Consider the following 22,602-nt stretch of genomic DNA (forward strand, 5'->3'; position numbering starts at 1 on the left):
GTGCTAGATATTTAGCAACTTAGGCTGACACAGAATTCTGAACGCCCTCTTTTTCGTATTTTCAGCCACACTTATATCACTTAAGCTAACCGATTAACGATCCGCTATTGTGAAATATATTCTTTATTCTCTTTTTTTAATTTGTTCTGTATATGTTCAAGCAAAGGAGCCCATCCTTGTTGTTACAGAGTTAGCACCGCCAAATCAGGTGTTGATTAATGGTGAGGTAGCAGGTGAAGGTACTCAATTTATCAGAGATATATTTGCTGAGGCTGATCTAACGCCGAATATTCAAATGTACCCTTGGGCACGTGCTTATAAAATTGCAGTTGAACTTAAAAACACCTTTATATACAGCCTTGCACGTACTGTAGAGCGAGAAGATAAATTTTATTGGATTGGGCCTGTTGGACGTTTCGAACTGGGCTTTATTGGTCTATCAGAGCGTGATGATCTTATTATAAACAATACTGAACAAGCAAAAGTGTATAAAATTGCTATGCAGCGCAATGACTTTTCAACACAAACCCTCGCAAAACTAGGCTTTGAAGTTGTTTTAACCTCTGATATTCAAAAGTCATACTCTTTACTACTAGCTAAAAAAGTAGATTTAATTGTAGACGATCCTTTATATATGCAGCAGATGAGTGACTATTTAAAGCTTGAACCAGGTCACTTAAAATTTGTTTATAAAATTAATGAGCTAACAATTGATGCTTATTTAGCTGCGAATAAAAAAACAGATATGCATTTAATAGAAGCACTGCAAGCTGCATTTTTAAAAATAAAGCAAATAAAAGGGCTCCCTTATGAAAGATAAATCATTGAAGGTAAGTATGCTTATGGGCGACAAAATCATCTTTCATTTTTAACTTTTTATATTCTTTGTTAAATCGCTTTATGACACACAACTACTTACTTATTAAATACGATGCAATTTAGCATGCGCACAAATAGGTAATTTTTGCAGCCTTACAGCACCTTTCCCACTTTATAGTCAAAGGTCCCAGCTAATGCATTACTGTAAATATGAGCCAAGAATTAGATCTATTTTCTTTTTAAAAAATTATAAGAAGAGAAATGGGCGGTATTAATCACAAGCTTAAACTCACTTGCATTAACACAATTGCTTAAAAGAATGGCTTAGAAGAATAGAAAAACAAATACTAGGAGGGGCTAATAACAGGCGTTGCTTGGTTTATGTCAAATTTCAGACACAAAAAAAGCGCCTTAAGCGCTTTTTTTCATTTTACTTAAAAAGTAAAATTATACAGCTGTGATGTTATCAGCTTGTGGACCTTTTTGACCTTGTGAAAGAGTGAACTCTACACGTTGGCCTTCAGCTAAAGTTTTGAAACCTTCGCTTTTGATTGCTGAGAAATGTGCGAAAACGTCTGGGCCATTTTCTTGCTCGATGAAACCAAAACCTTTAGACTCGTTGAACCACTTAACTGTACCTGATACGATGTTAGACATTGTAATATCCTGATATAAAATAAAAATATGCTCATAAGAGCGGGTGTAGCAAAAAATGAGATGGTACTTTAAAAACTTCAGGACGGTACTACAAGTATTACTTATACAACATCGAAATGGAGATTTATAGCTTACATGCTTTCTTTCTAGCTGCTGCCCACTATATAGATTTTTTAAAATATGTCAAGTACCTATCTACAATCAGAATGATAAACAACCAAAACCGCTTTCATTGGTTATTAAAATTCAAATTCTAATGCGAGCCTAAAACTATGATTTTTTTCTGATTGGCTTATCTCAGTGATGAAACCCGCTTCCCATTTTAACTGCTTTTGTCCATCGAAACGCTGCAAACCTATAAACCCAGGCCCTATGCCTACAAAGTCTTCTCCTACGTACACCTCAATAGATGGCTGAAAAGCAGAACGGTAGCGATAGCGATATTGCGCTCTAAACTCGCTTTCCCATTCATTTTGTATATCCTGCCCCCACTCGTAAACCAAAAAAGCATTCATAGTTAAGCTTGTTTTGCCAAACTCTTTTTCGATCACAAAACCCGAAGTTGCTTCATACACATCTTCATTATGTTTTTTTTCAAGCTCAAATAATGCCCCCCAATCAGCCCATAATTTACCTTGCTCAATTAATTGCCAGCGTAGTTCAAGCTCATAAGCTTCTAAACCAAAGTCGCCGTTGTCATCTCGCTCACCAACTAAATAGCCTTCTAGTGCCATTGTATCGTTAATAGCACCGCCACCACCCAAACGCTGCGCTAGTATGTTGCCACTATCTGTTTGGTGCGACACTAACCGCCATTCAAACTCTCGCTCAAAAGGTAAAACATAGGGGTGATATACCTTATCAACAACAATTCCATCGGCCTTTGCTGGGGTTGAAAGTACCAACAAACAAAAAACGGTAAAGCTAAGCGCTAAATATAGGTTGAGTGCTTTCATACACGTTCCTTAGAAATTGAAGCCGAAATAACATAACAAAGTGATAAAAATATCACGCTACTTGTACTATATATAAGTACACTCATTAGATCCGGGGTAGCCTCGTAACCAACCAGGGCGCGCAGTACGCGCCCGAGTTCAGAGTTTTCGCTTAAAACATCGCGTAAATCCCACACGGTTGCGGTGTTGGTAATTAAGTCTATTTGGCTTGCCAAATCCAGTGCAACTAATAACTTAGCCGCGCTGTTAAAAGCAAGCAAAGTAAAAAGCGGATACATACCAAAGCGGTGCTTAATTGCATTCATTAAAAAGTACAGCAATACGCTAAAACTTAAACAAATTCCAACACCTAATAAAGTGCCAATAAATAAGCTTTGCCCTGCATCATTACTTTGCCAAAAACTGGTGAGGTAAATAATATAGTGGCTTAAATACAATGTTATTGTGCTTATAACAGCAATATAAAAAGCCGCTGATTTTTGTTTTATTGCAAATACTAATACGGCTATAAATATAGTAATACATAGCCCTATTTGTGAGTACTCTAGCCCTTGGTGTTCAAACCACTGGCTCACCCACGACGCACTTTGCATGTACAAAAACGACATGAGCGCGCCAATTAATAAAGCAGATCCTATTTTTAAAGCGCTTTGTTTTTTAACTACTTGTAGTAGCACTAATAAAATAGCCACAGGTAGCAATTGATTAAGGCTCATGACTAAACTAGTTATTAGCATGCTTCGCCTCCTCATCACCAACTATTACAACGCCCCTTGCTGTATTGGGCGAAAACTCACCAAAAAATTCGTAATACCCTTTACTAAGCGGCCCTATATAAATAATGCTTTTACGGTTTGGGTAGAGTACTTTTTCTCTGTTTAGATCAAAGCTATCAAACTCTTCTGGTGTGCTATCTTGGTTTTCTATCAATAGTTTTACTTTTTTATTTGCGGGAATGGTAATTTGTGAGGGGTAGAACAAGTGATCTTTCAAAACAATAAGGTACTCTTTACTCGCCGCGTTAAACGACAAAAATAGCAAACAACAAAGGCACCGATTAAATAAACGTTTAGTCACTTTTTACTCCTGTAAAAGTAACCTTAACGGTTAGTCCGCCTAAAGGGCTATTCGCTAAATGAATACTTGCGCCATAAATAGCAATTATATGTTGCACAATCGCCATACCTAAACCAGCACCTTGCTCGCCTGATGGATGCAGATCACCTCCTACTCGATAAAAACGATTGAATATTCGCTCTTTTTGTTCTTCAGTCATACCCGCACCAGAATCATCAATTTGCCAACTAAAGCCGTTATTACTTGATGCTAATTTAATTATAATCTGACCATTATCAGGTGTGTATTTTATGGCATTGCTAAGTAAATTAGCGATAAGTGTGGTTAATGTAAACTCATCACCATTAATTACAAAATCATCGCCTTCAAGACTAATGGTTTGGTTTTTTTCATCTATTTTGTCGTATTGCTCCGATACGACTTGCTGAGTAATCGTTAGCAATGATTGTTCACTAAATTGCCTCTGCCATTGTTCAGGCTGAGTGCGCCCTAAAATTAGCATTTGTTCAACAATATTACTTAAGCGATTAATGCCCTGCGACATAGCTTGTAATTCTTGATGGTCTTGCAGATTACTTTGTTTATTAGCCAAATTATGTACATTAATTTTTAAACTACTAAGTGGGGTACGTAATTCGTGAGCTGCATCTGAGGCAAAAAAGCGCTCCCGTAAGTAGGCAGTTTCTACGCGTTTAAATAAGTCGTTTAAACGATTAATAACCGGTTTAATTTCCTCGTCGGTTACTTGCCAGTTAATTGGCGTAAAGTCGTTCGCTTGGCGAGACGCTAACTGCTTAGATAATCGAGTAAGAGGGGCTAATGCGTATTTAACAAAAAAGCTAATAAAAATAGCAAGCAGAGGGACTGCCCATAGCATAGGTAACATTGCAGATAAAATAACGGCTTCAGCTAATTCAAAACGCTTTGCCATAGGTTCAGCAACGATGACTTTACGGGTGTTTTTACTCATCACAAATACCCGCATACGCTGCCCTGCTAGATTGGCCGTTTGAAAGCCCTCGCTAAAACTAATTTGGTTATTCGTTAAACTCGATGAGCCACTAAGTAAATTATTATTTTGCCAAATTTGATACAACAACTGAGCGCTATTATTATTTACTTGTACTGCATCTGTGCTTAGTGCCAATGGTTGCTCAATTAAAACGCCAGCCACTATTTTAAGTTCATCATCAAGCAAACTTTCGCCGTGGTGCATACTTTTTTGATAGCCTTTTACTAATGCTAAAAAGCAAGTTAGCACCATCATTGAAAGTAAAATTAAGGTCAGACGTTTACGAATAGACATTTTCAACCTCGAAAAACAAATACACTCTAACGCTTACCAACCACGTAGCCAATGCCACGTAAGGTTTTAATAAAATCACTAGGGAATTTTTTACGAAGATGATGAATATGCACCTCTATGGCATTAGAGCCAACTTCTTCACCCCATTGGTAAAGTTTGTTTTCGAGTTGTTGTTTTGATTGTACCCTTCCCTGATTTTCCATCAGCGCTTTTAAAAGCATGTATTCTCTTCGCGGTAGCGTAAGTGACTGCCCACTTAGTTTAACTGTATGAGCAGAGGTATCCATTACTACATCACCACAGCGCAATAAGCTTGACTGAGTTTGGTTAATGCGCCGGCTTGCTACACGTAATCGAGCAAATAACTCAGCAGGGTCAAACGGCTTTGCAAGGTAATCATCTGCCCCCATATCGAGCCCTTGGACTTTGTCGTCAATACTGCCGCGAGCAGTTAAAATAACCACAGGAATAACTTTTTTTTGCGCTTTAATATGCTTTAAAACTTGCGAGCCGTCGCCATCAGGCAATCCTAAATCGAGAATAACAAGCTCAATCTCACCACTAGAAAGGCACTCTAAGGCGTGCTTTACTGTGCCACTGTGCTCTACGCTGTAGCCCTCTTGGCGCAAAGAGCGAATAAGCCCTTGCGCCACTAAATGATCGTCCTCAACGAGTAATAAATGCATTATGTGTTTATCTTTTTAATTTTTTATCTACTTTTGCCAATAGCTGACTTATTGCTTGTTGACGATATTTATCTGCTTTTGCCCGAGTATCACGAATCCCAGCAGCTTGTGCTACAAGTAGTCGTGCTTTAGCTTGTTTATAATCGCCTTCGTCATACAAGTATTCACCGTATAAGTAATTAGTATCAATGCCTTCGAGATTAAAAGCGAGCGCTTGTTTAAATAATTTTTCAGCTTTGTCGTCATCACCAAAACCAATTGGCCAGCCAGGTACTTTGCTATAAAGCGTTGCAAGGCTTGCGTAAGCTGAGCCATTTAATGCAGTGCCATCAATCGAGAGTGCATTTTCGAGTGACGCTTTTGCTTCTTTTGCTAAACCAAGTGCGCCCAAGCCCCCTTTTGCGCCAGCAAAACTAGCTAACACAATGCCATTCCAAATATGTGTTTGCGCTGAGCTTGGATAGTTTTTAACAAATAATGCGCTTTGCTCACTTAGTTGCGTAAACGCGTCTATTTGCGCATCGTCTTCAAGTTCGTAATTAGCAATTGCCCACTTTTGTTGAATATCGGTTAAGTCTTGCGCTTCATCTGCGTGTACTGCAGTTGCAAATACAGAGGTTAGTATTAAATAAAATGTGAGTGTAAATTTATACATAATTTTGCCCTTGTGTGTTTGTTAACTTAAAAAACGTTTAATTTTAGGAAGTTGCTTTGCAATAGCGTTATCAACAACGCTTGGGAATACGCCATTTATGCGTGCAAATAATTTTTCAGGGAAACCAATAAAGCGCCTTGTTTGGTTTGAACTTATAAGTGCTAATAACTCTTGAGCAACTAATTCTGGCGAGTCCATTTTATTGCCGAGCTCTTTATTCATTGCCCGCGCTTTACTGCTATTAATAGATGTATCTGTTGCTCTTGGTGCTAAATAGGTCACTTTAATGCCTGAGCCGTTAAGCTCACGAGAGAGCGCTTCTGTAAAGCCACGTAAACCGAATTTACTGGCGCAATAAAGCGTTTGAAACGGGTAGCCAATACTGCCAAACGATGATCCCACGTTAACAATAGTGCCTTTGGTATACGCTAACTGCCCTAAAAATAGCTGGCATAATTTAATAGGCACCGACAAATTAGTAATGAGCATATTATCTATTTGCTCATTACTTGTGTGCTCAAGGCTTTGCATTGTATTTATACCTGCGTTATTAATAAGTAATTTAACGCCGCCGAGTTGCTTGGCTTTTATTGCTAGGTTAATACGTGCTGTATCGTCGGTTAAATCGCCCGTAAATATTTCACTGTCTGGGCATGCACGGCTCAGTTTTTCAAGGGCTTGGGTATTTCGCCCTACAAGCAGTAACTTCCACCCTTTTGCATATAGGGCTTTAGCAATCGCTTGCCCTATTCCGCCTGTTGCACCAGTGAGCACACACAAAGAACTACTCATACCAATTTGCCTTGTACACGTGCTTTAAAAAATGGTTCGTCATCGAGTCCACGAAATATATCGCCGTATAAACGATAAAAGCACTTTGCACCATGAAGTATGGCTTGCTGATCCGCCTCGTCTGTTATTTGGTTCATTAGGTTTTCAAAAAACTTTACATGCTCTATATCAAGCACGCCGTGAGAGGTTAAATAACTAAATGCTTTTTTAGGTAAGCCCACAGCATTTGCAATGTTTGAAGCCGCGCCATCAGCAAGCGCTATAGAAGTGCCTTCAAGCACATGCACCATGCCAAAAAAGCTCAACGGATTTTTACGTGCAATGGAGTCGTACGCATACGACACCATCATTTCGGTAGCAAATTGCGGCTGACTACACCGTACTGTTTCTTTGTCAAAACCACATGCTGCAATGTCATTAAGTACCCACTCTTGATGACCAATCTCTTCTTCAATATATTCTGCGACGGCTTCGCGCAGCCATTCTTGATCGTCGGTTAATCGCGCACCAACCGACATCATTAATGGCACGGTGTGCTTAACATGGTGATACGCTTGCGCTAAAAACGAGGCGTATTCTTCAAGTGATGCTTCGCCTTTAAAAACACGCTGAATAATAGGCGCTGCAAGCAGATAGTTTTGCTCTTGTTTAGTTTGCTCTTTAAGGATGTTAAAAAAATCACTCATTAATTACTTCTCCAAGTCGGTAAAATTGCTCAAACACAGCATGGTACTGCTTACTTATGGCATCTCGTTTTGGGCGATTATTTGTTGTTAATAATCTTTGTTGCACACTTAATGGGGCAGCTAAACGATGCCACTTTTGAATTCGTGCATAGTCGGGTAGTTGTTTATTAATTTCGTTAATGTACTGCGCTAACACTGGGTTACTTAGCTTTGTATCGGCGTAAATAATGGCACTGAGAAAAGGTCGCCCCTCACCAAACACAACGGCTTGTAAAATACCGCTTTGACTGAGTAATAGTGATTCAGGCCACTCGGCACTGATGTTACGACCCATGCTGGTAATAATTAGGTTTTTTAATCGGCCTTTAATAAATAAAGTATTTTGACGCTGCTCGACTAGATCGCCGGTTGCATACCACTGGTTTTTGTTGTGAGGTTGATGGTTTAAGTAACCTAAAAACAAATCGCCTTTTATAAAAAGCTGACCATTTTCAATTTTGGTTTGAATATGAGGTAACACAGAGCCTGCACTGTGAAGGTTATCGTTTGTGGGTGTATTTAAACTAACTACAGATGCCGCCTCAGACAGCCCATAGCCTTGGTATACCGGTAAATTTAAGCTACGCGCTTTGGTTAATAGCATTTCGCTGACAAGCGCACCACCTACGGCAATAAACTGTAACGAACTAGGCGGTTGCCACCCATCTTCTGCAAAAGTAACTAAGCATGCTAATAGTTCAGGCACTAAAATAAGCGTATTTGGCTTAACTTTATCAATAGCAGCTATAAGCTGTGCGGGCTGTTTTAATGCAGTACCAACAAAGCCTAATTCATTTAACGGCATTAAATGCACTGTACCGCCACTTTTTAAAGGGGCATACACACCGGCTATATTTTCAAGCAATACAGCAAGTGGTAATAAACACAAATGAACAGGCTTTTTAATGTTAATTTTATCGCACAGAGATTGCGCTACCTGCATTTGACTCTTTGCAGATAAACACACGCCCTTTGGTTGCCCGGTTGATCCTGATGTAAATGTTACTTTTTGAGTATCTGGAAAATAACTGCCGGGGTTAGCTACAACGATTTCGTAAATATATAATGTGTAACACTCAAATAAAGTAATTGATGCAGCCGGCTCCCCAAATAAAGGGTTTAGTGTGTCGCTCATAAATACATTAGCGCCACATTGAGCTAGTACATATTGAGTTTGTTGTTCACTAAAAAAGTGAGCAATTGGCACAGCCACTTTATTAGAAACTGCAGCAGCGGCATCAATAACAAGCCAAGCTGGCGTATTATCGAGCTTATAAGCGATACATTTGCCGTTAAAGCTATGTAGTATTTTTACTACTTTTTGTATTTGCTGGTTAAACTCATCACCGTTAATTTCAAGTGTTTGCTCTTTATTATGGGCAATAATTAATGGCGATATTGCATGGGTATTATAGTAATTCATACATTCACCAACGCATTTACCAAAGAATTGATATTTGAGTGATTTTGCTGCATCAAACTATAAAGCATTGGGGTATTTAATACTTGTTGGTGAGCTTGCTCTAAACTCACAACGCTTACGGTAGGCTGATTAGCGTAGTAACTTCCCCAACTTAGCGGATGCTCAACAACAAAACTGTTTGCCACAGCAATTTCAGTGCAGTTAACGCCTAATAAGCGCAGCAGTGCACGTACTTTTTTAGTGGCGCAAAATACTAAATGTTTTGCTCCTACACTTTGCAGGGCTTCATTAACAACAATAAAATGCCCAAGCGTTGCTTTGCGATGTGTAGAGCATAGATTGCCAAGCTCAAATACTTTATTACGCTGTGTGTTCTCAGGTAAAAAATGCTCAATGGGCTGTGCTAAGTATTGCTCTATAAATAGAGGAGCTGTTGCTTGCCTTAAACCCAATGTGCATTGCCCTTCGTTTGTCGTGTATTGGCAAAGTAATGGCATAAAAGAGGTAAGCGTGGCGTTGTAAGCGACTAAAAACCCTTCTTTAACTGTGTTTTCTAACGCACTTCTATGCTCATCATTAACGCGAGCACTAACAAAGCGTGAGTTATTTTGAATATAAACGGGTGATGAAGGTAGGTGTGCTAATTGCATAAACATCGCTCATATAAAGTGTATGTTTGTAACTTAGCGAGCGAAACTTAAAGAAAACTTAAGAAACCTTAATTTAAATAAAAAAGCGCCTTAATTATTAAATTAAGACGCTTCAGGATGAAAACTGTTTAAAAGCTTAATAAGCTAAGCTATTAAAAATTATAAGCTATCGACATTTTAAATTGCGTAGGCGCCCCCGGATAAACCCACAAAGCGTTGTAACTACTTTGAGCGTAGTCTTCATTAAAAATGTTATTAATGCTCACATTTAGCTCTGTTTTATCTGTTAAATTTAATTGACCAAACAGGCCGACCAATTGGTAACTTGGTAGTCTAAAGCTCAAATCTGCGGCATCACCTAGGCGGCTGCTGGTATATTGGTAACTTGCACCAAATTCAAGCTCTTTACCCATTAATGCTGTTTGATGGCTAAGTGTAAGGTTTAGATTGTTTTTTGGTACATTTACCAGTGGGCTGCCTTTTTCTATTGGCACGCCCCAATCGGCATTAATAATGTCGTTTGCTGTGGTGGCATCTATATAGGCGTACGATAAGTTAAATGCTGTTGCATCGGTAATATAGGTATTTAAATCAAGCTCAACCCCTTTGCTATCAGCTTTACCAATGGGAGCCGAAAAACCAACGTTTACAGGATCTGCCACTAACATATTACTTTTAGAAGCATCAAAAAATGCCACAGTACCGTTTACACCTAAGTATTCAAACTTAGCACCAACTTCAAACGAGTCGCTGTACTCAAAGCCAAACGGGTCGCCGTTTGCATCAGTACCGCTCAGTGGTAAAAAGCCTTCAGAGTAACTGCTGTAAAAGGTTATTGTATTATTTAGTTCGTACACTACGCCAACGCGTGGGCTTATTTGGCTCTCAGAACTGGTTGAAAACACACCGCTGTTGGTTTCTAAAATATCTTGGTCTACGCTATCAAATCTAAGACCAAGTAAAAGTTTAAACTTATCAGTGATATCTATTTGATCTTGAATGTAAATACCGTAAGCATTTTGCTCTTCATCATTTTCATAAAGTAGCGAAACAGCAGGACGTTCACCAGAATAATCAGGCTCAAAAATATCAATAGTATAAGTGCCATTACCGCCACGATAACGAGAAAGCGCCGTGCGCAAATCGTATTTATATGCATCAATACCTATTAATAAATGATGCGAAATGCCGGCTGTATCTAAACTTCCGCTTATCTCAAACTTTACACTTAAATCTTCTACTTCGTAGTCGCGATAGCGCTGCTGGCGGGTAAGTGTGCGGCCATCGTCAAATAACGATTGGCGTGACGGTGCAAGTTCTGCATCTGACGAAAACCCCGTTAAGCTAGAGTCTCGATAATTTGCACCTACAACAAGTGACCATTCCTCGTTAATATCGTGATTTAACGTAATTTGGTGGCCTCGAGAGTAAACCTGCGTATCTCCATCGTTTGGGTTACCTAAATAGCGCGAGCTTGGTAGGGTGTCAAAATCGTTATCGAGTACGACAACACCACGGTCGAATAGCTGAGCTAAATCTACGTATTCAAACTCATAAGTTACACTGGTCGATGCGTTTATTTGATGATATATAGACGGCGTAATCACCTTTTTATTGGTGTATACCTCATCGCGGTAGCTGTCACTATCTTGCCATGCGCCATTTATTCTAAACGCGGTGGTATCGTTAATGCCGTTTGTGTAATCGCCTTCAACACGGTTAAAGCTGTCGCTGCCTAGGCTTAATTTTAGCTCACCTTGGGGCTCAAACTGTGGCTTTTTAGTCACAATATTTACAGTACCGCCAGGCTCCGAGCGCCCATAAAGTGCTGAGCCTGGGCCTTTTAATACTTCTATATATTCAATGTTTGATACATCGCGCGGGCCGCTAAATCCACGCCCACCGCTAAAGCCATTAACTAAATAGCCCGATGGCATATTTTCGTTACCCGAAAGGCCACGAATAGAAAAGCTATCCCACAATGCACCGCTATTGTTTTTACGTGAAATACTAGCTGAAAAATCAAGCGCATCTTGTAGTTGAGTAATTCCTTTTTTATTAAGCTCAGCACTATTAATACTAACTATAGATTGTGGCATTTGCTTTTGAGGAATATCACCGCGATAAGCTTGTTTATAAGTGACAGATATTTTTTCGATTTCTTCTTTTTGATCTTGGGCAATACTGGGCGCACTAATTCCTAGGCAGGCTAAATAAATTAAAGAGTACTTCATGTGATTGATTAACTAAGCAAGTGTTATAGTATAACAAAATTGTAGCATGTGTTACTTTATAACAAAACTTCTTTTTAAAAAATCACTGAGCGATTAATTAATGCACTAGCGACTGCTGTGTCATCACGTTAGTATAGTGTTCTACTTAAGTTACATAACGATAATTACATGAGCATAAAAACAAACGCGTTAATTTACTTTTTAGCTTTTTGCAGCGGTTTTTGCATTATGGGGATTGAACTTTTAGGAGGGAGAATTCTCGCCCCTTTTTTTGGTAGTAGCGTACATATTTGGGGCAGTATAATTACAGTATTTATGCTTAGTTTATCTTTTGGGTATTTACTTGGCGGTAAACTCAGCACTAAAAATGCATCACTTACCAAATATGGTTTAATATTTTTAATAGCCAGCATTATGGTGGTGCCTATTACATTATTTTCGCAGCCAATAATGGAATTTATATTTACCCATATTGAAGATAGCCGCTACGGCTCACTCTTAGCGTCAACTGCTTTATTTTTTATACCTACCGTTATTTTAGGCATGATCTCGCCCTACTCTGTGCGCTTACTGGTAACCGATAGCGATAAAAGCGGCCAAGTCGCTGGGCGTTTATACTTTGTAAGTACGCTTGGCAGTGCACTGGGTACTATAATTACCTCGTTTTACTTTGTACTCGCGTTTGACGTAAATACTATTATTAGTGCCTTTGCTCTAACGCTTGGCTCACTGGGTTTAGTCGCGATTGTAATTAATACCTTGGCTAATAATAAGGAGCTTGCTCATGCTTAAATATTTACTACTGCCGTTAATTGCATTTTCCGGTTTTGCGTGCAGTAAAGTTATCCACGAAGAGCGCTCGCTTTATCGCAATATTATTGTTGAAGAAACGAGCGACTTACGTTGCCTTAAATTTAATACTAAAAGTAGCCAAACAAGCCAAAGCTGTATGTATAAAAACAATCCCGACAAACTTATTTTTAATTACACAAAATTGACTTTTGCGAGCCTTTTAGTAGCCGATAACCCTAAAAATGTACTTATTATAGGGCTAGGTGGCGGTACGCTTTCTAACGTTATTCATGAGCTATACCCCACTGCAAAAATTCATAATGTTGAAATAGATCCCGCAGTAACTAAAGTTGCACGCGATTACTTTAACTTTATAGAAAACGATTTAGTGACATCAAGCGTGCAAGATGGCCGTATTTTTATAAAACGTGCCGCTATTAAAAAGCAAAAGTATGATTGGATTATTTTGGATGCATTTAACGGCGACTATATCCCGGAGCATTTACTTACTAAAGAGTTTTTTGAAGAAGTACAAAGCGTACTAGCCGAAGGCGGTGTTATAGCTGCAAATACGTTTTCAAGTAGTAAACTTTATGAACATGAGTCGGCAACTTACCACGCTGTATTTGGCGACTTTATAAATGTAAGTCGCGAAAATCGTAGTAACCGTATTATTTTAGCGGGACTTAAATCAATGCCGAGCGAAGCGCAAATTAACACACGTGTAAATGCTCTCGCCCCTAAATTAGTAAAATACGGTATAGACATAAAAGCAATTAGCCAATTTATGCAATTTACTAAAAACGATCAAGATTGGCCCGCAGATACAAAAGTACTTACCGATCAATACTCCCCAGCTAATTTACTTAACTTTTAAACTCCTGCTAAACCTCACCATTTTTACAAGTGAGGTTTAGCAAATATTTTGCCACTTCCCGCACTTACACATATTTACTTAGCAAGCTAAGTAATGATAAAATAGTTAGCTTGCTAACTATGTTGGGATGGCTATGCCTACACACAAACCTTTTCACGAAACACTCGATTTAACTGTTATCGGTAATATGGGCCGAGTTCATCGCTTATGCCGCGAAGCGGTAACCATTGCGGTTGAGCCTTTAGGACTTACTCAATCGCGCTGGACTGCACTAATGCATATTAGTATGCGTGGTGAGGGACTAACACAACTTGAACTTGCTAATAGCTTAGGGATAGAAATGCCCTCACTGACTCGTACACTTAAGCAATTAGAGGAGCAATCGTTAATTGTTCGCCGTGTAGACAAACATGATAAGCGCAGTAAAAGACTCTATTTTACTGAGCAAAGTGATGCCATTTTACATTCATTGCAAGAGACTATTTCCGATATAAAAAATCAGTTATACAGCGGTTTATCTGTTGAGCAACTAGATGCGATTGCATTTGGTTTGATCAAAATGGAGCAAAACGCCCTTAAATGTATTCAAGTTAATAAGTAAGGCTAAAAATGACACCGGATCAAAAGTTTGCACGCTATGTAAGGTTTTCTCTCATAGGGTTTATCTTAGTATTTATTTACTATTTAGTGGCCGATATGGTTTTGCCTGTGACACCACAAGCACGTGTTTATCACCCTGTTGTGCAAATATCACCGCAAATTAGTGGCCGAGTCACTAGTGTGCAAGTTAGTAATAACCAATCAGTTAAAGCAGGCGATATATTATTTAGTATCGATGAAGGCCCATATAATTTAGCTAAAGAACAAGCTCAACTCGCCCTTGATGATGCCAAATTACAAAATAAACGCCTTGATACCAATGTTAAAGCGCTTGAGGCACAAATAAGTGCTGCAAACGCTAAACAGCATGAGCAAAAACTATTAAAAAGCAGAGGCGAAAAGCTCTATAAGCAAAAGTCTATATCGGAGCAAGAACTTGAAAGCATTCGTGCTAATTTTGAAGCGAGTAAAGCAAATGTTGCAGCCCTTGAAGCGCAGTTAGCTGAAGCGGTTTTAGCTAGAGGTGACTCAGGGAACAAAAACTTAGCCATGCGCCACGCTGCAAACCAGTTAGCGCAAGCTGAGCTAAATTTATCCTACACAAAAGTGCGCGCATTAAGTGACGGCGTAGTTGCTAACTTACAATTATTAAACGGCGCATACGCAGTTGCAGGCAGCCCGTTATTAGCTATTGTCGCTAAAAAGGCAGATTTAGTTGCCGACTTTAGAGAAAAGTCACTCTCAAATATGAAGCAAGGCACACAAGCGCGCGTAGTATTTGATAGCCGTCCAGGTGAAGTTTACGACGCAATACTTGAAACATTTGAAGCAGGCGTTAGCAGTGGTCAACTTAGTGCTAATGGTTTGCTAAGTACAACAGAAACCAGTAATCGCTGGGTGCGTGATGCACAGCGTCAACGCATTCACTTAAAGCTGATAAATCATCAAGACTTAATAGCAAACATGCCTAGTGGCTCACGTGCAACAGTACAATTATTACCAGAATCAACAATTGGGCAATGGTTTGGCTCTGCACAAATCAGGTTTATTAGCTGGTTACACTACATTTATTAATGGAGGCTTTATGACTCAAATTGTTAGCCAAGGCCCACAATTAGACTCCAATGGCCTTCGCCAAGCACTGCGCATTGCAGGTGGGTGTACCCTTGGCTTTACCATTAGTAAATTAATGAACTGGCCCAATGGTATATTTTTTACCGTTTATCCTATGTTGATATTGGGCATGGTACCTACGTTAAGTCGTGGGCTTATAAATCAATTTATAGCATCTGCTGCATTTAGCGCACTTATCGTGCTGATAATGCAGGGATTGTTTTCTCACTTGCCAGTCGTTATGGCATTGTTAGTGTTTGGTGTTTTCTGCTTTTTATTTCACCAAATGAGTAGCGGTAGTGCCTTTTTATTTGGCGCTTTAGGCGTGATCAGTCTTTCTATTCAGCTACATTTTTCCAGCTATGTTGATCAAGGAAGCAGTATTTATCCATTAATCTTAACTAATGGTTTGGCTATATTTTTAACCGTTATTATTGGAGCATTAATGCATGGCCTATTTCCTGATGTAACCGCAAGGCCCGGGCGAGTAATGCCAGCTAAAGCAAAAGAAAGTATTCGCCATGAGGTATTGTTATGCTCAACCGTGGCTACGCTCTCTTTTGTTGTTTTTCAGGTTCTTGATTTACAAGACTCAATATCTGCGCAGGCAGCTTCTGTGCTTATTTTATTTTCGTTGTGCTGGAAAGCCGCAGGTATGGCCGGTTGGCAGCGAGCAATTGGAACGCTTATAGGCTGTAATGCAGCGTTACTATCGCAACTATTTTTGTATAGTCACTCTGATTTTTTACTTTTTCCGATGGCTATTTTATGGATACTTTCGTTTGTTTTTGCGCGCTTTCATATTTTAGGCGGAGGCATACCTGGCATTGGTTTTGGTGTGTTGACTACATTTGGTATTTTGTTTGGAAATTCACTCGGGCCAGGCCAAGATCTTGTTTATAGTGCAATGTACCGGTTTAGTTCAGTATCTGTGGCTATAATATTAAGTCTGTGCGCCGTATATGTTATGCATCATATACTTAATCGGTTTAGTGTAACTCGCCATCATACTTTTGCTTAGGTAAATCTTGTTTTGTAAAGCTAAAGGCTGCAATTGCAGCCTTTTTTATAAGCTTAGTTAAACTATTTTAATGATATAAATAAACTATAATTTTGTTTTAAATATTCACCAACGGCTCTTTGTACACAATAAAGCTTTTAGTCTTTCCTGGTGATAATAAGCGTTAGCACACCCGCTATAATCCCCCAAAAAGCAGACCCCACTGAGAGTAATGTTAAGTTAGATGCAGTTACTAAAAAAGTGACTATTGCGGCCTCAGTATATTCAGTACTACTAAGGGCTTGCTGCAAACTATTAGCAATGGTGCCAAATAGCGCAATGCCCGCCAAAGCTAAAATAAGAGCCTGCGGTAAACTTGCCACCAAGCCAACTAATGTAGCTGCGCACAGCGCCATTAAAATATAAAATACGCCAGCCGCTATACTCGCCCAATAACGTTTATCATGATTTTTATCCGCCTCATCACTCATACAAATAGCTGCGGTAATAGCGGCTAAATTAATAGAGTAGGCTCCAAAAGGAGCGCTAAGCATATTTACAAAGCCAGTAACATTAAGAGATGCAGATATAGGCGCTTTATATTTATGTGCTTTTAAAACCGCAATACCCGGTAAATTTTGCGAAGTCATGGTAACTATATAAAGTGGTAAACCTATACTAATACATGCTTGCAAGTGAAAAGCGGGTTCAATATAAGCAAATTCGCTCATTTTCCAGTGCAGCGCGCTGGTATCAATATGGCCCATTTGCCAAGCGAGTAATACACCTATAATAAGCACGCTTAACATAGCAAAGCGGGCAAAAAAGCGTTTACCAATAAAGTACATAACGACCATTAAACCAATTACTAAAGGCATGTCGTTCATAAAATTAAACACATCGATACCAAAGGTAACAAGCACGCCGGCCAACATGGCGCATGCAAGCTCACTTGGAATTCGGTTCATTATTTTTTCAAACCAGCCCGTAACCCCCGACAAAAACACGAGCAATGCACTGAGCATAAACGCGCCAATAGCCTCATTTAAGTTATACCCTTGGGCACTTGAAATAAGTAATGCAGCTCCTGTGGTAGACCACGCAATTAAAACAGGTACTTTGTAATAGTACGATAAACCAATTGACGTTGTGCCCATCACTAAACCGAGCATTAAAATCCAACTAGCTACTAAATCGGGCGTACCACCAAGGGTTATCACTACCTGATAAATTAATGCAATAGAACTCGAAAAACCAATAATTACAGCCACAAGTCCTGCTGTAATTCGGTTAAGCAACTGATCAGACACCTTCATAAATTCCTCGTAATGCATTTATGCAGCACACAACATACGTGCCCAATAATTACATTGCAATTAGCGATTGGTTTACAAAAGGTGAAATAAATTCACTTTTTATTTTTCATTGTAATTAACGTTAAAAAGTCACTTTTAACCATTGTATTTAACTAAACAAACAAGTACCTGTAACTTCGCCAAAGCCCGCGTAAACACTACTAAAAACCAATACCAAAAAGAGCAAAAAACACACCAAAAATAAATATCCTTATATTTTATAAGGAATTATAAAATTAAGAAATAATTCTTTTCGGTTACATTTATTATCTTGATCTAATCCATTTAATAATATAAAACGTAACAAATAGTTAACCAAAAACACTAAAAGAGAAACAAATGAAGAGATCTGTCGTCTTACTAATTGCTATGCCATTATCGGCATTTGCAGTTTATGGGCTATTTTTTAATGCAGATGAAACGGGCGAACCTATCGCGCCTGTTGCTATTGATTTTGTTCCTATTGATTTACAAAAAACGCGCAATACGCATCCCCCTGCACCTATTGATATGAGTAAAGATCCAATTACCGTTAAACCCATTGTTGCCCCTGACAACAGCTTACCGTTTGAAGAATTTGATGCCGTAAATCGCCTATCAGACAAAGCAAAGCAAGTGCTTATAAACGCAAAAGTTTTACCTACCGACTTACATAACGAAGCCTACATTGAGTTTGATTTAAATTCTTTACAGGCGTTAGAGACTGGTGAAAACTTTGATTTAGCTATTCCGCAAACAGCCGAAACATTCACCGCAGAGGTGACTAATGTGGTTGAGTCTGAAAATGGCGATAAGAGCATATTTGGTAAAATAGTGGGTGTTGACGGTCGCATGCATAATACCGTTTTAACGGTAGGTAAAGATGCCGTATATGGCCAATTTACTGCCCCTTCTGGCAACTATGTATTCGAAAGTAAAGGTAAGTACGGATGGATTGCAGCAAAACGCGATTTATATAAAAGCCACATAGAGCATGAAGTAACCGCACCAAAGCCCAAATCAGATAAAAGCATCGATATATTTGCACCAAAAATTGATGGCTAACCAAAAAGTATAAAAAGCAATTAAAGCCGCACTATAAGGCAGCTTTAGTGTGTCTGCTTTTTATGATCTCAACCAAGTTAAAAACAGTTCCAACCACAACAAGAGTAAGGAAATACAATAATGAAAAAAGTAATCACAACAACCGCACTGGCTGCGGCATTATGTGCAGCAAGTGTTGCGCAAGCAGAAACAATCGATATCGGTATTTTATATACCGACCAATCAGCTGCTGCAACTAGTAATATTGACACTAAAATAAATCAACTAATTGCTTTTAGTAATCAAGTATATAGCCAAAATGGCGTTGATATAACACTACGCTTAGCTGGCAAACAAAACTTAGGTGACTACGCAGTAACGCCGTCTGAAGATTGGTTAGATTCGGTTACAAATAGCAGCTACGTAGATGGTTTACGCAGCGATTGGAAAGCCGACATGATTGCCGTATTAGGTACTGGTCAAAGTGCTGGCAATGGGCTTATTTCATGTGGTTTAGCATGGGTTGGCCAAGGCACTAATGGCAATCTATACAGCTCAATGAGCAGCCGTATGTACTCAATCACTGCAATTGATTGTGGTGCAACTACATTTGTACACGAACTTGGTCATAACCAAGGTTTAGCGCATTCACGCAAACAAGGTGACACATCTGGCGGTGTATATGTAGATGGCATGGGTCACGGCGTACAAAACGAGTTTGCAAGTATAATGGCTTACCCGCACGTTTACGGTAGCGCAACTCAGTACGATTACTTCTCTAACCCTAACTGGAGCGTAAACGGTATTGCATTTGGTATTACAAACCAAGCGTATGCAATTCGCACGGTTACTGCTACAAAAACAAGTATTGCTAACTTTAAATAAGCTGCCCAATAAAAAAGTGGGCTAAATAGCCCACTTTAAAGTTTTAACATGTTCTTCCCTGCAGAGCGCTTACGCGCTCTTATAGATTAAGCTAATGCACAACCACTTTTTGCTTAATTGCTGGCATTAATGTTTTACCATTGCCATCTACTTTATTTAACAATTTAAGCCCCATCACTTTTGCAAGTACTGGGTAAATATCAAGGTTACTCACTTCTTTAAGGCTTACACCTTGTTTAAATGCAGGGCCTACAGCAATAAATGATGCTGCCATATCCTCGGTATATGCATAACCGTGAGTCCCTAAATAGGTTGGTTTTTTACCATTGGTAAATACCGCTGGCGCTGTAGTTTGCACCACAATATCGCCTACGCGAGTGCCTTTATTGTAATGGTACGCTGCTAACTGCTCGTCAGTTAATACTGTATAGCGACCGTTTGACGCATCCCGTAAGCGTGCTTTGTAACCTTCAATATCAGCATTTTTAGCATCAGGCTGAGTATAAATAAGTAAACGTGGACCGGTGTTTTTAACTAAAAAGTTTTCATCTTGAGGCAGTGTGGTTACATCAATACTTTTATCTGGATCTATACTCGCCATACCATGATCCGAGACAATAACTAAGTTTACCTCTTGCTCTAATTTACTTAACCGGGTTTGTAATTGTCCCATTAATTCATCAAGTTGTTTAACTGCATCTCGCGTTTGTGGTGCGTCTGGTCCAAACTCATGACCCATGCTATCAACTAGCGAAAAGTAACTCGCAATAAAACGTGGGCGCTGTGCTTTTGGTAAACTTAACCACTGAATAATTTGATCAACACGGCTTTGGTAATCGCTGTATTTAGAATAGTGATAAAAGTAATCTGGTGTCATGCCGTTAAATAATGCATCTGACTCAGGCCAAAAATAAGTAGCCGATTTAAGTCCCTGCATTTTTGCTAAATTCCAAAGCGGAATCCCCTTCACCCAAGTGCTATCGCCCAATGCTTTGCCCATGCTGTAACAGTCGTTTTTACGCGCTTTATCACAAAAGCTATTATCAACAATGCCATGGTTTACCGGCAATAAGCCCGTAATAATAGAAATATGGTTAGGAAACGTTTTAGTTGGATAAACAGGTACTAGTTTTTGTGCGCGAACACCGCGCTCGGCCATTGCTTTTAAATTTGGCGCACCGTGTTTTTCAATATAATCCCAACGCAGGCCATCAATTGATACAAGCACCACAGTTTGCTCTTTTGCAGCAAACGCGCTGTTCATTCCTAACATTAGGCAAATTGATACTGCCTTTAAAATCCACTGTTTCATTATAAACACCTATAAATGCACAACAATTATTCAAAAAATTATTTTAAAGCAAGTTGTTACTTTATGATACAAACTGATAGATTAAACCCTGTATATTAAAGACAAATGACTATGTGCTAAAAACTATGCCAGTCATCAATTGTTAAAAGGATAAGTATAAAGATGACCATAGATTTTAGTAAAAAAATAACGCCAGCACGAATGTACCGCACAACCTCTAACTTACAAATGGCGCTAGAAAGCGACCGTGGACGTATTATTAATAGTGCCGCTATTCGCAGGCTTCAGCAAAAAACCCAAGTGTTTCCGCTTGAACGCAACGCAGCTGTACGCTCTCGCCTTACTCACTCGCTTGAGGTACAACAGGTTGGTCGTTTTATAGTGCAACGTATTTTTGCTAATTTAAGCTACCAACAACAAAAAGATTACGGCTTAACCGACCTAGAACGCCCACTAGAAAGCTTAGTAGAAATGGCCTGCCTAATGCACGACATAGGCAACCCACCGTTTGGACATTTTGGTGAAGCGGCAATAAACCACTGGTTTAATAACAACCTAGCAAGCGTAACACCCGAGCGCTGTAAAGAGCCAAATACCGGTATAGGTGTTGTTTTTAAACACCTTGCGCTTGATATTTGTAACTTTGAGGGCAACGCTCAAGGCATACGTATAATTCATTCGCTGCAAACGCTTAATTTAACCTACAGCCAAAGTGCTGGTATTTTAAAATACACTCGCCCTGCAGGGCTTGATACAAAAGATATACCGCAAAATAAAAACTACTTAATGAAGAAAGTGGGTTACTACTACAGTGAAAAAAACTTTGTTGAAGCGCTACAAAAAGAGCTCACTATTGAGCAATATTGCCGCCATCCAGCAAGTTATATAATGGAAGCCGCCGACGACATTTCGTATTGCCTAGCCGATATAGAGGATGCTGTTGAAAAAGGGATCATAAGCACCGAATTCTTATGTACACAGCTTAAAAGTCATTATAAAAAAGCACTCATAAACCTAACAATAGACGACACTGAGCACCAAACTTTTGTAGATAAAGCAGTTGACTACGCACATGAGCGCGCCAAAGCACAACCGTATAACTTTAACAGCGAATTTTTTATATACCTGCGCGTAGCACTTTTACATCCGCTAGTTGGACATGCTGCAAAACGCTTTATTGAAAATATAGAACCTATTTATCATGGCGACTTTAACCAAGCACTTTTAGAAGATAGAAGCCATCTACACGCTGTAACCAAAATGCTAAAGCAAGTTGCACTTGAGCATGTTTTTTCAAATAAAGAAGTCGAAAAATTAGAGCTGCAAGGTTATAGAATAATTAATGGCTTACTCGATTGCTACAAACCGCTACTGCAATTGAACAGCGATGACTTTAGGCGCGCTCTAAATGGCGATTCACGTTTATTAATTGAGTCGCGACTTGTTAAAAAGCTCTCTAAAAAGCACTTAAATAGTTACCAACACGCAATAGATGCAATGCAAGAAGAGCCCGATCACTTTGCAGCGTATGAATTTTATTATCGCTGTAGATTAATTCAAGATTATATAAGCGGTATGACAGACCAATTTGCTTACGATGAATATCGCAGCCTTATGGTTATTGATTAGTCGTATTACTCTGGATAACTTTCAATTTTGCGCTTA

The 22,602-nt window shown here is 39.2% G+C and carries 23 protein-coding genes; 9 read left to right on the forward strand and 14 right to left on the reverse strand.

Features of this window, described 5'->3' with window-relative positions:
• Positions 1 to 109: 109 nt before the first annotated feature.
• The gene (locus GQR53_RS11375; protein ID WP_165743980.1) at positions 110 to 820 is read left to right on the forward strand and encodes a transporter substrate-binding domain-containing protein; all 711 of its coding nucleotides are present in this window, start codon (positions 110 to 112) and stop codon (positions 818 to 820) included.
• 446 nt (positions 821 to 1,266) lie between these two features.
• Here the strand turns inward: GQR53_RS11375 and GQR53_RS11380 are convergent, their stop codons facing one another.
• The 12 genes from GQR53_RS11380 to GQR53_RS11435 form a co-directional block, all read right to left on the reverse strand.
• On the reverse strand, positions 1,267 to 1,476 hold the full coding sequence (locus GQR53_RS11380) for a cold-shock protein (RefSeq protein WP_002959120.1): 210 nt from the start codon (positions 1,474 to 1,476) through the stop codon (positions 1,267 to 1,269).
• Between the two features lie 239 nt (positions 1,477 to 1,715).
• Positions 1,716 to 2,432, reverse strand: a complete 717-nt coding sequence (locus GQR53_RS11385; RefSeq protein WP_002959122.1) for a hypothetical protein — start codon at positions 2,430 to 2,432, stop codon at positions 1,716 to 1,718.
• Complete coding sequence (locus GQR53_RS11390; RefSeq protein WP_024595838.1) at positions 2,429 to 3,169, reverse strand: hypothetical protein; 741 nt, start codon at positions 3,167 to 3,169, stop codon at positions 2,429 to 2,431. Before GQR53_RS11390 ends, GQR53_RS11385 begins: the two co-directional genes overlap by 4 nt.
• Positions 3,156 to 3,509 (reverse strand): cupredoxin domain-containing protein, encoded by a 354-nt coding sequence (locus GQR53_RS11395; protein WP_165743981.1) that lies wholly within the window; start codon positions 3,507 to 3,509, stop codon positions 3,156 to 3,158. The genes GQR53_RS11390 and GQR53_RS11395 overlap by 14 nt, the downstream gene beginning before the upstream one ends.
• Positions 3,502 to 4,815 carry an ATP-binding protein gene (locus GQR53_RS11400; protein WP_165743982.1) on the reverse strand — a complete coding sequence of 438 codons (1,314 nt, stop codon included), beginning with the start codon at positions 4,813 to 4,815 and terminating at the stop codon, positions 3,502 to 3,504. Before GQR53_RS11400 ends, GQR53_RS11395 begins: the two co-directional genes overlap by 8 nt.
• A gap of 26 nt (positions 4,816 to 4,841) precedes the next feature.
• Entirely contained in the window at positions 4,842 to 5,501 is a 660-nt protein-coding gene (locus tag GQR53_RS11405; protein WP_024595841.1) for a response regulator transcription factor, read from the reverse strand.
• A gap of 7 nt (positions 5,502 to 5,508) precedes the next feature.
• Entirely contained in the window at positions 5,509 to 6,156 is a 648-nt protein-coding gene (locus GQR53_RS11410; protein ID WP_002959134.1) for a hypothetical protein, read from the reverse strand.
• A gap of 21 nt (positions 6,157 to 6,177) precedes the next feature.
• Entirely contained in the window at positions 6,178 to 6,948 is a 771-nt protein-coding gene (locus GQR53_RS11415) for an SDR family oxidoreductase (protein ID WP_165743983.1), read from the reverse strand.
• The gene (locus tag GQR53_RS11420; RefSeq protein WP_165743984.1) at positions 6,945 to 7,634 is read right to left on the reverse strand and encodes an iron-containing redox enzyme family protein; all 690 of its coding nucleotides are present in this window, start codon (positions 7,632 to 7,634) and stop codon (positions 6,945 to 6,947) included. Before GQR53_RS11420 ends, GQR53_RS11415 begins: the two co-directional genes overlap by 4 nt.
• Positions 7,627 to 9,096 carry an AMP-binding protein gene (locus GQR53_RS11425; RefSeq protein WP_165743985.1) on the reverse strand — a complete coding sequence of 490 codons (1,470 nt, stop codon included), beginning with the start codon at positions 9,094 to 9,096 and terminating at the stop codon, positions 7,627 to 7,629. Before GQR53_RS11425 ends, GQR53_RS11420 begins: the two co-directional genes overlap by 8 nt.
• Positions 9,093 to 9,746 (reverse strand): thermostable hemolysin, encoded by a 654-nt coding sequence (locus GQR53_RS11430; protein ID WP_165743986.1) that lies wholly within the window; start codon positions 9,744 to 9,746, stop codon positions 9,093 to 9,095. The genes GQR53_RS11425 and GQR53_RS11430 overlap by 4 nt, the downstream gene beginning before the upstream one ends.
• 152 nt (positions 9,747 to 9,898) lie before the next feature.
• A complete protein-coding gene (locus tag GQR53_RS11435) occupies positions 9,899 to 11,980 on the reverse strand; it encodes a TonB-dependent siderophore receptor (RefSeq protein WP_165743987.1) in 2,082 nt (693 codons plus the stop codon).
• Positions 11,981 to 12,148: 168 nt separating this feature from the next.
• Here GQR53_RS11435 and GQR53_RS11440 point away from each other — a divergent pair, with 168 nt between their 5' ends.
• The 5 genes from GQR53_RS11440 (at position 12,149) to GQR53_RS11460 (ending at position 16,383) form a co-directional block, all read left to right on the forward strand.
• Positions 12,149 to 12,772, forward strand: a complete 624-nt coding sequence (locus GQR53_RS11440) for a fused MFS/spermidine synthase (RefSeq protein ID WP_039488814.1) — start codon at positions 12,149 to 12,151, stop codon at positions 12,770 to 12,772.
• A complete protein-coding gene (locus GQR53_RS11445; protein WP_165743988.1) occupies positions 12,765 to 13,649 on the forward strand; it encodes a fused MFS/spermidine synthase in 885 nt (294 codons plus the stop codon). Before GQR53_RS11440 ends, GQR53_RS11445 begins: the two co-directional genes overlap by 8 nt.
• Positions 13,650 to 13,782: 133 nt before the next feature.
• Positions 13,783 to 14,250, forward strand: coding sequence for a MarR family transcriptional regulator (locus tag GQR53_RS11450; RefSeq protein ID WP_002959150.1), 468 nt, complete (start codon positions 13,783 to 13,785; stop codon positions 14,248 to 14,250).
• A gap of 8 nt (positions 14,251 to 14,258) precedes the next feature.
• On the forward strand, positions 14,259 to 15,323 hold the full coding sequence (locus GQR53_RS11455) for an HlyD family secretion protein (protein ID WP_002959152.1): 1,065 nt from the start codon (positions 14,259 to 14,261) through the stop codon (positions 15,321 to 15,323).
• Positions 15,324 to 15,333: 10 nt separating this feature from the next.
• Positions 15,334 to 16,383, forward strand: coding sequence for a DUF2955 domain-containing protein (locus GQR53_RS11460; RefSeq protein ID WP_165743989.1), 1,050 nt, complete (start codon positions 15,334 to 15,336; stop codon positions 16,381 to 16,383).
• A 137-nt stretch (positions 16,384 to 16,520) separates the two neighbouring features.
• Here the strand turns inward: GQR53_RS11460 and GQR53_RS11465 are convergent, their stop codons facing one another.
• Positions 16,521 to 17,678 carry a benzoate/H(+) symporter BenE family transporter gene (locus GQR53_RS11465; protein ID WP_002959155.1) on the reverse strand — a complete coding sequence of 386 codons (1,158 nt, stop codon included), beginning with the start codon at positions 17,676 to 17,678 and terminating at the stop codon, positions 16,521 to 16,523.
• A 378-nt stretch (positions 17,679 to 18,056) separates the two neighbouring features.
• On the opposite strand from GQR53_RS11465, the gene GQR53_RS11470 reads away from it, so the two are divergent.
• A complete protein-coding gene (locus tag GQR53_RS11470) occupies positions 18,057 to 18,761 on the forward strand; it encodes a hypothetical protein (protein WP_165743990.1) in 705 nt (234 codons plus the stop codon).
• 120 nt (positions 18,762 to 18,881) lie between these two features.
• On the forward strand, positions 18,882 to 19,625 hold the full coding sequence (locus GQR53_RS11475; RefSeq protein ID WP_002959157.1) for a zinc-dependent metalloprotease family protein: 744 nt from the start codon (positions 18,882 to 18,884) through the stop codon (positions 19,623 to 19,625).
• Positions 19,626 to 19,716: 91 nt separating this feature from the next.
• Here the strand turns inward: GQR53_RS11475 and GQR53_RS11480 are convergent, their stop codons facing one another.
• A complete protein-coding gene (locus GQR53_RS11480) occupies positions 19,717 to 20,937 on the reverse strand; it encodes an ectonucleotide pyrophosphatase/phosphodiesterase (RefSeq protein ID WP_165743991.1) in 1,221 nt (406 codons plus the stop codon).
• Positions 20,938 to 21,099: 162 nt separating this feature from the next.
• Between GQR53_RS11480 and dgt the strand changes: the two genes are divergently transcribed.
• Complete coding sequence (dgt, locus tag GQR53_RS11485; protein ID WP_165743992.1) at positions 21,100 to 22,566, forward strand: dGTPase; 1,467 nt, start codon at positions 21,100 to 21,102, stop codon at positions 22,564 to 22,566.
• Positions 22,567 to 22,602: the final 36 nt, after the last annotated feature.

It is taken from the genome of Pseudoalteromonas sp. Z9A6, from assembly GCF_011378805.1.
Classification (GTDB): Bacteria; Pseudomonadota; Gammaproteobacteria; order Enterobacterales; family Alteromonadaceae; genus Pseudoalteromonas; species Pseudoalteromonas distincta.